The sequence below is a fragment of the Chitinophaga sp. W2I13 genome (assembly GCF_050434005.1).
Classification (GTDB): domain Bacteria; phylum Bacteroidota; class Bacteroidia; order Chitinophagales; family Chitinophagaceae; genus Chitinophaga.
The window spans coordinates 4,163,482-4,179,871 of the sequence record NZ_JBNPWD010000001.1 but is presented as its reverse complement, the minus strand read 5'-3'; the positions used below and the strand labels follow the sequence as shown (position 1 = coordinate 4,179,871).

General features: G+C 46.6%; 11 protein-coding genes. 7 read left to right on the top strand and 4 right to left on the bottom strand.

Annotated features, from left to right (window positions below; genetic code table 11):
* Positions 1-45: 45 nt before the first annotated feature.
* From QFZ48_RS17450 to QFZ48_RS17435, 4 genes are all read right to left on the bottom strand, one after another.
* Complete coding sequence (locus QFZ48_RS17450) at positions 46-600, bottom strand: RNA polymerase sigma factor (protein WP_429050790.1); 555 nt, start codon at positions 598-600, stop codon at positions 46-48.
* A gap of 273 nt (positions 601-873) precedes the next feature.
* Complete coding sequence (locus QFZ48_RS17445) at positions 874-2,793, bottom strand: alpha/beta hydrolase-fold protein (RefSeq protein ID WP_429063089.1); 1,920 nt, start codon at positions 2,791-2,793, stop codon at positions 874-876.
* 195 nt (positions 2,794-2,988) lie between these two features.
* On the bottom strand, positions 2,989-4,143 hold the full coding sequence (locus QFZ48_RS17440) for a FecR domain-containing protein (RefSeq protein WP_429063088.1): 1,155 nt from the start codon (positions 4,141-4,143) through the stop codon (positions 2,989-2,991).
* Positions 4,144-4,186: 43 nt separating this feature from the next.
* Complete coding sequence (locus tag QFZ48_RS17435) at positions 4,187-4,774, bottom strand: sigma-70 family RNA polymerase sigma factor (RefSeq protein WP_429050793.1); 588 nt, start codon at positions 4,772-4,774, stop codon at positions 4,187-4,189.
* 241 nt (positions 4,775-5,015) lie between these two features.
* Here QFZ48_RS17435 and QFZ48_RS17430 point away from each other — a divergent pair, with 241 nt between their 5' ends.
* The 7 genes from QFZ48_RS17430 (at position 5,016) to QFZ48_RS17400 (ending at position 16,189) form a co-directional block, all read left to right on the top strand.
* Positions 5,016-8,498 (top strand): SusC/RagA family TonB-linked outer membrane protein, encoded by a 3,483-nt coding sequence (locus QFZ48_RS17430; protein WP_429063087.1) that lies wholly within the window; start codon positions 5,016-5,018, stop codon positions 8,496-8,498.
* A 24-nt stretch (positions 8,499-8,522) separates the two neighbouring features.
* Positions 8,523-10,505 (top strand): RagB/SusD family nutrient uptake outer membrane protein, encoded by a 1,983-nt coding sequence (locus tag QFZ48_RS17425; protein WP_429063086.1) that lies wholly within the window; start codon positions 8,523-8,525, stop codon positions 10,503-10,505.
* A 42-nt stretch (positions 10,506-10,547) separates the two neighbouring features.
* Complete coding sequence (locus tag QFZ48_RS17420) at positions 10,548-11,759, top strand: DUF5000 domain-containing lipoprotein (RefSeq protein WP_429050796.1); 1,212 nt, start codon at positions 10,548-10,550, stop codon at positions 11,757-11,759.
* Positions 11,760-11,788: 29 nt separating this feature from the next.
* Positions 11,789-12,994, top strand: a complete 1,206-nt coding sequence (locus QFZ48_RS17415) for a DUF4998 domain-containing protein (RefSeq protein WP_429050797.1) — start codon at positions 11,789-11,791, stop codon at positions 12,992-12,994.
* A gap of 303 nt (positions 12,995-13,297) precedes the next feature.
* Complete coding sequence (locus tag QFZ48_RS17410; protein ID WP_429050798.1) at positions 13,298-13,885, top strand: SHOCT domain-containing protein; 588 nt, start codon at positions 13,298-13,300, stop codon at positions 13,883-13,885.
* A gap of 380 nt (positions 13,886-14,265) precedes the next feature.
* Complete coding sequence (locus QFZ48_RS17405) at positions 14,266-15,558, top strand: DUF2130 domain-containing protein (RefSeq protein ID WP_429050799.1); 1,293 nt, start codon at positions 14,266-14,268, stop codon at positions 15,556-15,558.
* Between the two features lie 10 nt (positions 15,559-15,568).
* Positions 15,569-16,189, top strand: a complete 621-nt coding sequence (locus QFZ48_RS17400) for an HAD family hydrolase (RefSeq protein ID WP_370908374.1) — start codon at positions 15,569-15,571, stop codon at positions 16,187-16,189.
* Positions 16,190-16,390 lie beyond the last annotated feature (201 nt).

Here is a 16,390-nt window from a genome sequence, read left to right as displayed (position 1 = left end):
AAATAAAAAGCGCCGGTACCTTTGCAAAGGTACCGGCGCTTTTTATTATCCTAAAAATGAAAAAAGCATATGCCTGAGCCGGAACTTTAAACGTTCCAGAGCTTTATGGATCTGGTTATCCACTGTTTTTTTGCTGATGTTCAGTGTTTGGGCAATCTCCCTTGAGCTCATTCCTTCTTCCCGGCTGTATTGAAAGATGAGCTTGCATTTTTCCGGTAACTGGTCTATTTCCTTATATACAAGTTCCAGTATCCTCCTGTTATGTACGGCATCACTGATTTCGGGTACTAATTCAGGATGGTTGTCCATAGCAGCATCCCTGGTATATTTCCGGGCGTAAGCCTTCTTCCTGATCTGGGTGAGCACCTGGTATTTGACTGCCGTTACCAGGTAGTTTTCGAACTGGCCTATTTCCACCTTCTTCCTGTTGTTCCACAAACTTAAGAATACATCATGTACCACGTCTTCTGCTGCCACTGCATCTTTCAGGTGCTTATTGGCAACAATGAATAATTTTTCCCAATACCGTTTGTATAAGTCGTTAAATGAATCTCTATCACCGTTGGCTAAAAAAGTAGGTGATTCTTCAGACGTGGACATAAATATAATAACCTATTTAATCACGAATAGATATACTGATCTGGATTTTAAAGAGATCTTCGCTATAGCACAAATATAGTATATTCCGGGAGCATTATGGCTCCATCATGCGTTTTTTGGTAATGCGGATTTGGGGGAGATAAATAAAATCCGGTATACTTACTTGTCCATTCCCGTTGTTGCATGTGAAACGCCGGTAAGATAGGTGGTGCTCCCATACGCCTGGGTAAGTAACCATTTTTTGCCTCTTGTTTTTGGGCAAAAACCGGCCCGCTACTTAAAAAGCACTTGCGCAAAGTTGAACAGGTTATTCCGCCATACCGGCCAGGTGTGGCCGCCTGGATATTCGCTATAGGTATGCTTTATATTCAGCTCATCCAATTTTGCCAGCATCAATTGACAATTCTTGTAGGCGATATCTTCCTTTCCTCCCATTGCAATCCACAGCGTTTTCAAATTATTGTTAATCGTGGCGGTATTGGCTTTCATAAAATCGTACTGCGCATCCGCAATACCGGCCTGCCGCGACTGTATCCAGCCAGAACTGAATACACCCAGGGAAGAAAACAGATCCGTGTTTTTAATACCTGTATAGAGCGTATGGATGCCGCCCATCGACAATCCGGCTAATGCCCTTTTCTTTGCCGTCGCTTCCACACGATAATTTTTTTCTACCAGGGGAATAATTACCTCCTTCAGTTCCGATTCAAATGTCTTCAAGGCGGATTCGTCGAAAGCAGTGCCACCTACATTGGCATCAGGCATCACCACCAGCATAGGTTCGGCTTTCTTTGCAGCAATCAGGTTATCCAGGATCAGATCCGTTTTACCCTGCGTAGCCCACCCGGTTTCGTCTTCGCCACCGCCATGCAAAATATAGAGCACGGGATATTTTCCGTTTGTATTTGCATCATAACCAGGGGGAACGTAGATATACAACTGCCGCCATGAACCGGTAACCTTTGAGAAATATTTTTTGATACGGATATCTCCATGCGGCACATCTCTTAACGCATAATAGTTACCGCCGGCAAACGGTATTTCAATACCGCTTGCCATTCTTCCCATGCCGTAAAAGGTTTCACTGGCGGGGTCCGCAACGGCTACTTCATCTATCAGCAGCGAATAGTAATGAAATCCTTCGCCGATGGAATCTGTTGTTACGGTCCATACACCACCGGTGTCTTTCACCATGTCATATTTGCGACCCAGGTCAACCCGGACTCTCCGGGCTTCCGGCGCTTTGACGCGGAAAACAACGCGATGGTCTGCCATTACCTGTGGATACTTTGCATTGCGCACATTGGTTGCTGCAGGGGCGCCTACCACCGGGTACTTTGAGAAGGTGGTAGTATCCACCTGTTTAAAGATCAGCTGCGAAAACATAAACAGCCCGTTCTTCCACACTTTAAAGTCATGTACTCCCGGTTCAATGTAATAGATATGCGGCACATCGTTTTTTTTCAGGTAATCATGTGTACGCTTGCTGAAAGAAATTAATCCGTCGCTGGCGCCGCAGGAGATCCAGAGTAGTTTTATTTTCTGCCTGGCACTGGCAGGATCCGGTACCAGTTGCTCCGGTGCTTTCGTGTTTGGAGCAGACGAAAAACCGCCGATCCATGCAAATGTATCCAGGTTACCCAGTCCGAAATTCAGTGACTGGCCTCCTCCCATCGACAACCCGGCGATGGCCCGGTGATCCTTGTCGGTATAAACAGGATACTTCTTTTGTATATAGGGAATAAGATCGTTCAATAAATCTTTTTCAAAAGTGGCAAACGCCTGCACCTTATCGGGAGCCATTATATTACCCGTAGCCCGGTCATCTTTCATGGCCCTTCCGTTAGGCATAACAACGATCATAGGCTCAATTTTCCCTTCGGCATACAGGTTATCGAGTATTACATGGGGCGTGCCGCCGTTCAGCCATTCTTTTTCGTCGCCGCCAATGCCATGCAACAGGTATAACACAGGGTATTTATGCTTCCTCGAAAATCCCGGCGGCAGGTATATCAGCGCTTTGCGCGGATTGCCTACGGTTACGGAGCTATAGCTGATGGTATCGATCCGGCCATGCGGTATAGCTGCATGCAGGGTATCAAAACCAGGCGGTGCATGCTCAATAGTGCCTTGCGTAAAAGCAGTGAGGGTAAACAATAGCAGAATGACAAGATTAAATACTTTCTTTTTCATGTTGAATGATTTTTCCTGTTACAAATGCGCGTAGTGGGTTAAAGCACCTGTTAATAAAACAAAAATACAGGGACCCGCTTTTAACCGATGGCTTATTTGTTGAAATTGATAGTATAATTGTCTTATGGACAATAATTTCCATCATAGGAAACAATTAAAGGGTTAGTGCGGCGTACATCATAAGCGGGCGGCGTCTCATAGGATCTGAAGCACGCTGCCCGTCAACTGGTATTTGATATCCGTAGTTTTCGACAGGTTATCCATAAATTCCGGCAGCCCTTCTTTTTTGGTAAGCACCCCACTCACCGTGATGTTTTCCGCACCCGGCGCAGTGAATTGTACCTTCACGTCAAACAGACGCCTGATCACCACTGCAATTTCTTTCAGGCTGGTATTCCTGAAGTAATATTTTCCTTCCATCCAGGCAAGCGTATTCCTTGCATTGAATTCATCCACCCTGAAACCATTGCCTTGTTGAGGATTGTAAATGGCTTCATATCCCGGCGACAACTGTACGCTTTGATTACCGGTTTTACTTTTCAGGGAAACCTTACCCGAAGAAAGCGAAAGTCGGGGGCTGTTGCTGCTGTAGGTGTTGATATTAAAAGCAGTACCAAGTACGTTAACAGAAAACTGCCCGGTATGTACAATAAAAGGGCGGTTAATATCTTTGCGGACAGAAAAATAGGCTTCACCGCTTACAAACACTTCACGTGTGCGGCCATTGAACGATACCGGGAACCTGATTTCAGACATCGCATTTAACCATATTTCTGTACTGTCTGGCAACGTAAGCTTATAGTCTTTCCCTGCCGGCACCTGCAACAGGTTCATCGCAGTAGGTGCGTCGGTACCTGCGGCCTCGTATTGCAGGCTTTTGGACGACACCCGCATCTGCGCAGAGCCGATATTGAGCAACGATGACTGCGTGGTATCGGAAAGCACAATGGTTTGTCCGTTGGCCATCTGCAGGATAACACTGTTAGCCGGCGCGGCGCTTTTTATAGCAGCAACCGGTTGCCGCGGCTGTTCCCTGGGAAAAAGAAAGTACAAAGCACTTACAAGCAGCAACAATATGCCGGCAGCAGCCCAATACAGTACCCGCATGTTGCGGGCATTATTCTTCTTAAACAGGTGTTTTCTTTCTTCCCACAACTGCGATTCATCCAATTGATCGAGGTATTGTTTTGCAGCAGGCTCATTGAATTGCTGTTGCAAACAACTGAACGCATCTTTCAATGCCGGATCGGCTGCCATGAGCTGCTGCAGCGCATGGTCATCTTCCCCGGAAATACTCCCGGTTAGCTTTTCCAGCATTAATTGATCAATATGTTGTTTATCAGAGGTCATTGATAGTAAACTTAAGAAGATAGGTGAACGCTTGCAGTACATTTCATTCCGACACTGGTGGATGCAGTTTGGTGCGCAGTGTTTTAACAGCCATTTTAAGATGGGTTTTCAGTGAATTGATGCTGATGCCCATATTGTCGGCCACTTCATGATACTTCTTTTGTTGCATGTACACCAGGGTAAATGCCCGCTGACGTTGAGCCGGAAGCTCGCTCAGCAATTCATGCAACTGCCGGTGAAGCTGCTCCTGCGCGCTCCAACGGTCTTCCATATCCCTTTCTTTAAGTATATTCGATTCGTGCTGGTAAGACTGGTCAACCGTTTCCGCATATTTCTCAATCTTCTTCAATGCCCTTTGCTTCACCTTATGATAATCATTCACCTGGTTACGGACTGCTGTGAGCAGGTAATTTTTAAGACAACCTTTTATATTCCGGTACAATTTCTTTTCCCACATACCGCTTAATACCAACTGCACAAGATCGTCTGCCGCCACCGGATCGCTGGTGCCGACATAGGCTTTTGCCCACATTAACCGGTAATATTTCTTAAAAATAAACTCAAAAGCATCACCGGCATTTCCAGTTTGTAATAACGCAAGTATGACTTCATCTCCCGGATATTCAGGCATAAAAATACTTTTTAGGCTGGTTGATCAGATAACGCGGATAATATTCATTTGGGACATAGAAATTAAATATAAGTCGTTTGTCTGATAAAATGTTAGTTTGACAATTATTAATTTTTTTAAGCAAGCGGGATAACGTTTTTCATTCACCCGTTTTTAAAATGCGTCGTCTTAGTATAGTGCACCACAAAAAGCAGGCACCCATCGTTACCACGTTACAGTCATTGTCAACCAAACAAGGAAAATGAAAAGAAGTATCCCGTTATTGAATACTGGCCGGCGTTTTTTTGCCGGGTCCAGGGTGTGTATCACCATTTTTTTGCTCTTTTTTCTACACTTAAATGCACGAAGTCAGCAAATTCCTGCCTCCACGGTAACTATCAAAGGAAGTAATATGACGCTGGAAGGCATTTTCCAGGTGATTGAAAAACAAACAGACCTTACCTTTTTTTACAGCGACGACCTGCTGAAAAACGAGGTAATCAGTGGTCCCATCGACTACACGAATGCCAGAGTGGCCACCGTGCTGAACGAAATATTGAGAGGCCGCAGTTTGTTGTACGAGCTGAAGAAAAACGTGGTGCTGATTAAACGGGGACCCAAACCCGCTGCCGACGATGCCAGTCCGGCCGAAAAAAAGAATCCCGGCGCTGCGCAGGACCGCCAGGTAGCAGGCCTGGTACTTGCCGAAGATACGCGGACGCCTTTGCCCATGGCGACAGTGATGCTGAAAGGAACCACCACCGGCGCTAAAACAGACCAGGACGGCCGTTTTAAACTAAAAATCACCGGTGATAACAGAATACTGGTGGTGCAATACGTAGGCTACGTACCGAGAGAGGTACCCGTTAAAAATATCGTGGGCGATTACGAGATATTACTCTCGCCGAAAGACAACACCATTAAAGATGTGGTGGTAGTAGCTTACGGCACCCAGAAGAAATCCAGTATGGTCAGTTCCATTACCGCCATTGACCCAAAAGAACTGAAAGGACCTACCGGGAACCTCACCACGATGCTCGCCGGCAGAATTCCGGGCGTCATTTCCTACCAGCGCAGTGGCGAACCCGGAGCCGACAATGCACAGTTCTTTGTAAGAGGCGTGGGTACCTTTGGTGCAGGAAAAGTGGACCCGCTTATTTTAATTGACAACATAGAATCCTCCTCCAGGGATCTTGCCCGGCTGCAACCAGATGATATCGCCGGCTTTTCTGTGTTGAAAGACGCGACGGCTTCCTCGCTGTACGGAGCCAGGGGCGCCAACGGCGTGATACTGGTTACTACGAAAACAGGGAACCTGGGAAAAATGCGTTTCAATTTCCGCATGGAAAATTCTACCTCTGCCAACACACAAAATTTTAAACTGTCCGATAATATCACCTATATGAAGCTCGCCAACGAGGCAGTGCTAACCAGGAACCCGTTGGGCGTATTGCCATACTCACAAAATAAGATCGATCATACCGCTGCAGGAGACGACCCGCTATTATATCCTAACAACAACTGGATTCAACAGCTGATCAAGGACCGCACCACCAACCAGCGTTTTAACATCAATGCCAGCGGGGGATCAGACAAGGCAAAGTACTACCTGGCCATGACCTATAATATTGATAATGGTATCCTCAAGGAAAACGCACTGAATAATTTCAACAATAACATCAAGCTCCGATCCTATTCCATCTTATCAAACGTTACTTTAAATCTCACCAAAACAACAGAAGCACTGGTGAGCCTGAAAGGGCAGTTCGATGACTATAACGGCCCTATCGGCGGCGGCGCCGCTACCTTTAATAATGCCATCTGGAGCAACCCGGTGGCATTTCCGGCAGTATACCCATCGGACCTCATGCCCTATGCCAAACACCCCCTGTTTGGAAATGCCCTGGTACCGGGTGGCGGCGGGTTATATGTAAACCCTTATGCCCAATCGCTTTCCGGATTCCAGGCCACCAATACCAGCACACTGACAGCCCAGCTCAGTTTGCGCCAGGACCTCGCAGCCATTACGCCCGGCCTTTCCGCTAGGATGATGGCATATACCGGCCGGTACGCAAATTTTGCCGTTTCCCGCCAGTATAGCCCCTATTATTACCAGGCAGGGTCACTGGACGGAAAATTTACCGGCTTAAACCTGATCAACGATGGTAGCGTGGGAAGCGTTGGAACAACTCCCACCGAGTACCTCACCTATACACCAGGCGATAAAAATGTAAACACTACGACCTACGCCGAAGCAGCCGTAAACTATTCCAGGATCTTCGATAAGGTACACAACGTAGGAGGTATGGTGATTGGTACCATCCGCAATTACCTGACCGGCAATGCCTCCACCCTGCAGCTTTCTTTGCCGGCCCGCAACCAGGGTATATCCGGCAGGTTCACCTATGGCTACGACAGCCGTTATCTCTTTGAATTTAACTTCGGATACAACGGCTCTGAAAGATTTGCCGCCAACCACCGGTTTGGATTTTTCCCTTCTGTGGGAGGAGGCTGGATCGTATCTAACGAAAAATTCTTTCAGCCGCTGGCGAATACCGTTAACCAGCTGAAGTTCCGGTTCACGTACGGACTGGTGGGTAACGACCAGATAGGCAGCGCCACCGACCGTTTCTTTTATCTCTCGGATGTTAATTTAAACGGCGCTTCAACAGGATACTTCGGTACCAACTTCACCTACAACCGGCCTACCGTAGCCATCAACCGTTACGAGAACCGCGATATCACCTGGGAGTTGTCGAAACAAACCAATATCGGGATGGACCTCACCCTGTTCAAAGATTTCACTATTACAGTAGATGCTTATGAACAAAACCGTTCCAATATCCTCATGGTAAGAGGCACGGTGCCCAGTTCCATGGGATTACAGGCAAATATTTCATCCAATGCAGGAAAGGCATACAGCAGGGGAATAGACCTGGCAGCCGATTACCGTAAAACATTTAATAATTCCCTCTGGATACAGGCACGCGGTACCTTTACCTATGCTAAAAGTAAGTTGCTGGTAAATGAAGAACCACAGTACGCAGAAAATAACCGGAACCTGTCGAAAGTAGGCAACTCGCTTGGCCAGATCTATGGCCTGATTGCAGAAAAACTGTTTATTGACCAGGCGGAAGTAAATAACTCTCCTCTGCAATATGGCAGTATTATGGGCGGGGACATTAAATACCGGGATATTAACGGAGATGGAAAAATTACCGATGCCGACTATGTACCGATCGGCTATCCTACCACGCCGGAAATTATATACGGTTTCGGTTTCTCTGTTGGATACAAAAATTTTGATCTGAGCACTTTCTTCCAGGGTTCCGCCAGGTCGTCTTTCATCATTAACGCCGCCAATACCACTCCGTTCTATCTGAACGGCGGCTACCAGAATGGTTTGCTGCAAGTTATTGCCGACAGCCACTGGTCGGAAGATAACCGCAACTCCTATGCTTTCTGGCCGCGGTTAAGTAATACCATCTCCGAAAATAATACGCAACCATCTACCTGGTGGTTAAGGGATGGCTCCTTTTTACGCATGAAATCAGCAGAAATCGGGTATAACCTTACCGGTCAGCTTTTGAAGAAACTACACCTGAGCAGTGGACGCGTTTATGCCAATGGCCTGAATTTATTCAGCATCAGCGCCTTTAAGCTATGGGACCCGGAAATGGGCGCATCAGGATTGGGATACCCTGTTCAAAAGGTATATAACGTTGGGGTAGTTGTAGGTTTCTAACATTCAAATAAAGCATTTAATCATATGAACGATAATAAGTTTAATAGCAACAGCCTGGTAAGCACACCCGCTTACAGTAACACCGGGCATCGTATTGCCGCTTCCATCATCTGCCTGCTCATTATGATCATTTCCGGAATGGCCTGTAAAAAACCTTTCCTGGATGTAGTGCCGGATAATGTAGCCACCATCGATAATGCTTTTACTTCCAAAACGGAAGCAGAAAAATATTTGTTCTCCTGTTATGCATACATTCCTGTAAACTACGATCCTACTTACAACGTAGGGCTTTCGGCCAGTGATGAGGTGTTTGTGCTGGATCCAACCAATGCTATCAGGTCGACCAATGTATTAAGGCTGGATTATGGGGACCAGAATACATCAAATCCTATCGCCAACTACATGACCGGCGACAGGGATGGAGTGAGCTGCTACAAGGCTATCAGGGATTGTAATATTTTCCTGGAGAATGTAAGCGATGTAAGTAAAGTAGTAGATCTCGACATCGACACCAGGAACAGGTGGGTGGCGGAAGTCACCTTCCTGAAAGCCTACTATCATTTTCTTATGTTCAGGGCTTATGGTCCTATACCGCTGATAGACAAAAATTTACCCATCAGCGCTTCTCTTGAGCAGATGTTTGTTAAACGCCAGCCGGTAGATTCGGTAGTAGATTATATCGCTGGTTTGCTCGACGCCGCAGCAGTGAACCTGCCGGTAAGTATCGCCAATGTCTCTTCAGAATTAGGGCGTGTTACAAAGCCCGCCGCATTAAGCTTAAAGGCCAAATTGTTAGTAACTGCCGCCAGCCCGTTATTCAACGGCAACTCCGACTACGGGTCTTTTAAAAATAAAGACGGGGTACAACTTTTTAATACTGTTTTCAACGCCTCAAAATGGCAACGCGCGGCAGACGCCTGTAAAGAAGCAGTAGACCTCTGCACTGCACAAGGCATCCGTTTGTATACTTTCCCCGCGCAAACGATACCGCTGAGCGACACCACTATGACGCAAATGAGCATCCGCAACTCTATGAGCGAACCCTGGAACAGCGAACTGGTATGGGGTTCTACCAGCGGCGTTACCTGGGGTTGCACCTTCCTGCAACGCTGTGGTATAGGGCAGTTTGATTTTGTAAATGCCGTGGCATCAAAAACGGGAGGACATCCCTTACTGGGGCCCACTATCAAGATGGCTAAAATGTTTTACACGCGAAACGGCGTTCCGATCGATGAAGATAAAACACTCGACTTTTCAAATATCGCTGCACTGCGGGTAGGTTCACATGCCGAAAGATTTAACATCAAGGAAGGTGAAACTACTGCCCGTTTAAATTTCGACCGGGAACCAAGATATTATGCCGACCTGGGATTTGACAGAGGCATCTGGTACATGGCCAACAGCCCGTCGAAAAGCGATGAGAATACCTTCTGGCTGATGGCCCGCGGCAGTGAACTGAGCCAATCGTCGCCGGTGCCCATAGCAGGATTTTATATGAAGAAAGTAGTGAACTGGCATATGGACTGGAACACGGTCACCTACCCATCTTATCCCTATCCCGAAATACGCCTGGCAGATCTGTATCTGCTCTACGCGGAAGCGCTGAATGAAGCACAGGGACCTACCGAAGATGTATATGATTATGTTAATAAGATAAGGGCCAGGGCTGGCTTGCAAACCGTGCAAAGCTCATGGGCAAGTTACAGCCGGAACCCATCCAAATACACTACTAAAGAAGGAATGCGCTCCATCATCCAACGGGAAAGAGCTATTGAACTTTGTTTTGAAGGACATCGCTACTGGGATCTGCTACGCTGGAAAACTGCTGCACAGGAACTCAGCGGCAATATCACCGGCTGGGTAGTAAGCGGTCAAACGGCAGAACTGTATTACCGCGAAATTTCTTTTCTCTCCAGGCATTTCGTAGCCCCCCGCGATTACCTGTGGCCGATAAAAGAAAGCGACCTGCTGGCGAATCCCAACCTGGTGCAAAATCCTAACTGGTAACCTGCACACCGTGCGGATGTATTAACATTAAATCATTAAGAAGTGAAAACAATAAAACCAGGTACAATCTTATATACAGCCTTTTTCCTGATGCTGATATCAGGTTGTAAAAGAGATGAGCTCAATAAAGCCATTATTACCAATACCAATCCTCCCGGCGTGGTAACTGGAATAACAGTAGCGAACACAAATGGTAAGTCAGTGATCACGTATTCCCTGCCGCCCGATGCAGATCTTTCCTATGTAAAAGCCGTGTATGAAACTTCTCCCGGTCATCCGGCAGAGGTGAAAGCTTCGCACTATGAAAATAACCTGACGGTGGATGGTTTCGGTGATACGCTGGCGCACACTATTAAACTGTATTGCGTAAACTCCAGCGAGATATCCTCCCCGGCCGTAACTGTTACGGTGAATCCCCTGACACCTGCTATTAACCTGGCTTACAGATCTCTGGATATAGAGGCCACGTTCGGCGGATTCAATCTTACCTGTAATAATCCAACGCTGGAAAATTTAGCGATCATTCCCCTGGTGGATACGTCCGGTACCGGAAAATGGGTACAAACATCGGGAATGGACAATGTATACAGCAATGACCCGGTGATCAAAAGCGCAGTGAGGGAACAACCTGCCGTTAAAAGAAATTACGCCTTTGTGGTAAGAGACCGGTGGATGAATTTTTCAGATACCTTGTTTGTATCACTCACCCCATTTTTTGAACAACTGTTACCAAAATCAGATTGGAGCAACTACGTATTGCCAAAAGATGCAGAGATCCTGAATAACGGTGGCAGAACAGATGTACGGTACATCTTCGATGGCGACTTACACCCGGGATGGCCACGTTGCCTGTTTACCGTGGAACAGGCCGGCAGTCCGCAAACAGTAACGCTGGACCTTGGCAAGGCGCACATCTTCAGCCGTATGCAGGTAAATCCCTACAAAGAGGTTGGCGACAACTACTATGTAAGAGGCAATGTGAAAGACTTTGAAATATGGGCTTCCAACGCCCCCAGCCTGAGCGGCGACCTGGATGAAAGCTGGACCAAACTAACTACCTGTCATGTTGTAAAACCATCCGGATCTCCTTATGCCACTGAAACCGCATCGGACCAAACACTGGCTTACAACGGCTGGCAGTTTGATTTTCCTGCAGGACAAACCCCTTACCGCTACATCAGGATAAGGAGCTTGTCGAACTGGCAGGGATCTTACTTTATCAATATCGCGGAGTTTACATTGTGGGGTAACTAGTTATGATCAATCAACGAAATTTAAAACAAATGAAACAGCATCAACTTACAGCTTCCTGTATCATTCTGGCACTGGTGTTAATTATAAGCGCCTGCTCTAAAATGGACGACTACAGGGATAAATATATGACCGGCGGAGCCATCACCTATCCCGGAAAAATGGACTCCGTAGTGGCGTTTTCCGGTAAAAGCAGGGTGATGATTACCGGTCTTTTTACCTCAGATCCCAAGATTGCCAGTTACAAAGTATTCTGGAACAGCCGCCAGGATTCTATTGAAGTAGCCGTTAAAAGAACCGCCGGTGTGGACACCGCAAAGGTAATTATCCCCAATTTGCCGGAAGGACTGATGAACTTCGAGATCCGGACTTACGATGCCGCCGGTCACGTTTCTATCCCGGTAAATACTGCTGCTAACGTATACGGACAGCTATACGAAAGCGCGCTCATTAACCGGGGTATCGCCAATGCGGAAATGCAGCCCGATGGCTCCGCCCTGATCAGCTGGGCAGATGTGAATGCAGATGCCGGCGTGGTGAACATGCGGATAAAGTATGAAGATAACGCCGGTAACCTGCACGATACCGTGATCGTGTCCGGCAGTACCGCCTTCACCACTTCGTTGCCCGCTTTTAAATCAGGCAATGCAATCAGTTACCAAACGGCATACCTGCCCAATACAACGGCGTTTGACACCTTTTATGTCGCCTTCCAGGACCATAGCGTAAAAGCCGATGTAACCGCCCAATACCTTCAGAATACCGGTCCTTTTGCAAGGGCCACCTACGACGGCGGCAGATGGGGCACCCTGGCTGCGCCCTGGATCACCAGCGCCAACGTAATGAACCACTCCGGTTTTGGTGGCTACGCAGCAGATGCCGGCGGTTGCCTGGTAATGGAATCCGGATGGAGCGGAACTGCTAATATCATCAATGGTAAAATTTATCAAACGGTTACTTTACCTGCCGGCAACTATATTTTCCTGGTGAACTACTACACAGAAGCGCTTGACCCGGTATACGTGGTAGCCGCCGCCGGCAATACGCTGCCGGACATCAGTGACCTCTCCACTACAGCAGGATACACCGCATTTACCACCACCAGGTTCGTGAACGGAACCGCACAGTGCCAGTTTACCCTCGCCCAGCCACAAACCGTTTCGTTAGGCTTTCTGGCCACTATGACTTCCGGCAACCAATACTGGCGCGTGCCTTCGGTTAAACTGATAAAAAACTGATCCTTTTTACCTATGCCTAAAAGCCTGTTCCGGTAACGGACAGGCTTTTTTTAAGACTTACTACAGCGGCAATCCACGGCAGGGTTTGTCTTGACCTGATTCGTCCGTAAAAATTACCTGATAAGGATAGTTATATAAAGATTTTTGTAAATTAGGTTTATATACCTATTATTTGTAGCAGATGAAAAGAGTAATTCACCCATACTTTACTTCATAACCCCAGGACATAACTTATTGATGCCCGGCCTGTTTTAAAACAAGTGTACAAAACAATACAAAATAATAACCTCTGAAATTAACACCATGAAAAGATTTCTATTTGCATTAGCAGCATTATTCCCCGTAGCGGCTTTCTCCCAGAACGCACCAACAGTAATAGAACCCGGAACAAAACAAATGGCTGCGCAGGCCCTGGTGGAAAAAGGATATACTACTCCTTCCGGATGGACTGTTAAACCGGGCGATGAACTTAAGATAGGAAAGGGATCCATGCCCAATAAAACTTTTTCGTTCATTTATCAGTCGCCCGCAGGATTTGCAACAGAAACTTCCGGAGACAATTATAGCAATAAGCGATATGCGGGTACAAATATGGCCGGTAAATCAACAAAGGTAAAATCATTGATTGCTTATGGAAATAAGAAAACAGGGTACACCATTGTTGCAAGGGTTGGCTTTGGAGAGCTGGTTAACTATTGGATCGAAATAGATAATGCCGTTGACGGCGGAGAACTCATTCCACCTGCTGCATATGCCAAAAAAGAGCAGGGTGGTACTTCAACAGGAGGCTCTATTGCCGATGAATTAAAAAAGCTAAAAGAACTTTTAGATTCGGGCGCCCTTACCCAGGAAGAATATAACGCGCAAAAGAAAAAGCTACTGGCACAATAACAACATTGGCTAAATGTATATAAAAAAGCCTGTTCCTTACCGGAACAGGCTTTTTTCGCTATTGGCAATCTCCGCTACAGGCACCCTCCAAAACCGGATAAGCCATAAATAAGCCATAGAAGGGTTCACATATCGGTAATTGCGAATATATCCGGAACACATCCTTAACAATTCCCTAACCCACACTTAACTTCCGTCTAACAATCATTTCCCATCTTGCCGCTGTTACCCCCGCCAGGAAATGCTATCCAATTGAAAAACCCGACTAACGTTGTTTGTTTTAGCCATTATTGATGCAGAAGGAAGGAAGAGCAAGCGCCTTCCTTTTTTTATTCCGGCCACCAAACCCCTATCTTTACGTAATTTTTTACTGAGATACTATGGGAACATCAATTACCTGTCCCAGTTGCAAGCACCAGTTTGTCATGGAGGATGCTTTTGCAGCGGATATAGAAAAAGAAATGCGGGGAAAAATGGAAGATGAATGGCGCCGCCGCCTGAAATCTCTCCAGGAGGAAAAAGATACACTTCTTTCTGAAAGGAATAAGATGGCACTCGAACGCCGGCAGATAGAAACGTTAAAGCAGCAGCAGGAAGAAGAAGTGACCCGCCGCGTACTTGCAGAAAAAAAACAGCTCCAGGAGGCCATGGAGCAGGAACTGCGTAAATCCATCACCGCCGATTTCGGCAGCCAGCTGGCAGCACTAAAGGAAGCCAACCAGGAACAGGAGGAAAAGCTCCGGGAAGCCCGCAAACAGGAACTGGAGTTCCTCCGCAAGGAGCAGGACCTGAAAACCAAAGAACAGGAACTGGAAATTGATCTGCAGAAAAAATTACTGGAAGCCCGGTCGGAACTGGCCGACCAGATACGAAAAGAAGAATCTGAACGTAACTCCCTGAGAGATACAGAACACCAGATGCGCCTCCGTGAACTGGAAAAGCAACTGGAAGACCAACGCAAACTGGCGGAAGAAATGAAACGCCGGGCAGAACAAGGCTCCACGCAACTGCAGGGGGAGGCACAGGAACTGGTACTGGAAGAAATGCTGCGTCTTCATTTCCCGTTTGATGAAATAACATCGGTGGGCAAAGGCATCCGCGGAGCAGATTGTATACAGCTGATCCGCAATCAATACGGACAGGAATGCGGGCGCATCATCTATGAAAGCAAACGCACGAAAGAATTCATCAAAGACTGGGTAGAAAAACTGAAAGCCGACATGCGCAGCCAGGGAGTGGATGTAGCTATCCTTGTTACCCAAACCATGCCGAAAGACATGGAACGGTTTGGCGAAAAAGAAGGCATCTGGATCTGCACCTTCGCAGAAGTGAAAGCGCTGGCTTATGTGCTGAGAGATGGTATCATCAAAATTTCGGGTAAGCTCCGCTCACAGGAAAACAAAGGGGATAAAATGCATATGCTCTACGAATACCTTACCGGTGGCGAATTTGCAGAACAATGGAAGGCTATCCGGGAAGGGTTTATGTCTATGAAATTATCCATCCAACGCGAGCGCGATGCCATGGAAAAACTCTGGAAAGCACGCGAAAAACAACTCGAAAAAGTATTGCTCAACGCAGCGCATATCAAAGGCTCTATTGAAGGCATTGCCGGCAGCGACTCGGTAGACCTGCAGCTACTTGAAGATGCAGCCGATGAACTTCCTGAATAAATACTAACCTATGCAACACAAAAAGATCAACACAATTATATTTGACCTTGGAGCTGTATTGATCGACTGGAATCCCCGTCATTTGTACCGTAAAATTTTTTCTTCAGAAGAAGAAATGGAAACCTTCCTCCGCGATGTATGCAGCTCCGACTGGAACGAAACACAGGACGAAGGCAGAACCCTCGCGGAAGGCACTGAGCTGTTGGTGAAAACCTTTCCGCACCATGAAGAAAACATCCGCGCCTATTACGGCAGATGGAGTGAAATGCTTGGCGGGGAAATTGAAGGCACAAAAAATATATTGCATCAACTGAAGGAAAGCGGACAATACAAATTATACGCGCTCACCAACTGGTCGGATGAAACTTTTCCCATTGCCTGGGCCATGTATCCGTCCCTCCACTGGTTCGACGGTATCGTAGTGTCTGGCAAAGAAAAAATGCGCAAACCCGACCACGCCTTCTTCCAGCTGCTGCTGGACCGCTATAACGCAGATGCATATACGTCATTGTTTATCGATGATAATTTACGTAATGTAAAAGCTGCGCGTGAGTTTGGTATAGATACCATCCTGTTCGAAAATCCCGAACAGTTAAAAACAGCATTAGAAAACAGATCTATATTAATTTAATCCACTACATTACTTATTGTATTTGTTAACCCCTCGTCCACTTTAAGATTTCATTAACACTCCACAGATAAACTTTCTGTAACAATCAACCATCTAATCCGTTCAAGAAGCATACACGGAAACCGGAATGTCAGGATACCAATCTGCTTGGTTCATGACCGTTAGCCTGTATATTTTATTTTTTTAAATTAATACGCTAGG

What these genes read in the sequence shown, in the direction of transcription:
- QFZ48_RS17450 (WP_429050790.1), bottom strand. Translation starts at nt 600, where the DNA reads ATGTCCACGTCTGAAGAATCACCTACTTTTTTAGCCAACGGTGATAGA.
- QFZ48_RS17445 (WP_429063089.1), bottom strand. Translation starts at nt 2,793, where the DNA reads ATGAAAAAGAAAGTATTTAATCTTGTCATTCTGCTATTGTTTACCCTC.
- QFZ48_RS17440 (WP_429063088.1), bottom strand. Translation starts at nt 4,143, where the DNA reads ATGACCTCTGATAAACAACATATTGATCAATTAATGCTGGAAAAGCTA.
- QFZ48_RS17435 (WP_429050793.1), bottom strand. Translation starts at nt 4,774, where the DNA reads ATGCCTGAATATCCGGGAGATGAAGTCATACTTGCGTTATTACAAACT.
- QFZ48_RS17430 (WP_429063087.1), top strand. Translation starts at nt 5,016, where the DNA reads ATGAAAAGAAGTATCCCGTTATTGAATACTGGCCGGCGTTTTTTTGCC.
- QFZ48_RS17425 (WP_429063086.1), top strand. Translation starts at nt 8,523, where the DNA reads ATGAACGATAATAAGTTTAATAGCAACAGCCTGGTAAGCACACCCGCT.
- QFZ48_RS17415 (WP_429050797.1), top strand. Translation starts at nt 11,789, where the DNA reads ATGAAACAGCATCAACTTACAGCTTCCTGTATCATTCTGGCACTGGTG.
- QFZ48_RS17410 (WP_429050798.1), top strand. Translation starts at nt 13,298, where the DNA reads ATGAAAAGATTTCTATTTGCATTAGCAGCATTATTCCCCGTAGCGGCT.
- QFZ48_RS17405 (WP_429050799.1), top strand. Translation starts at nt 14,266, where the DNA reads ATGGGAACATCAATTACCTGTCCCAGTTGCAAGCACCAGTTTGTCATG.
- QFZ48_RS17400 (WP_370908374.1), top strand. Translation starts at nt 15,569, where the DNA reads ATGCAACACAAAAAGATCAACACAATTATATTTGACCTTGGAGCTGTA.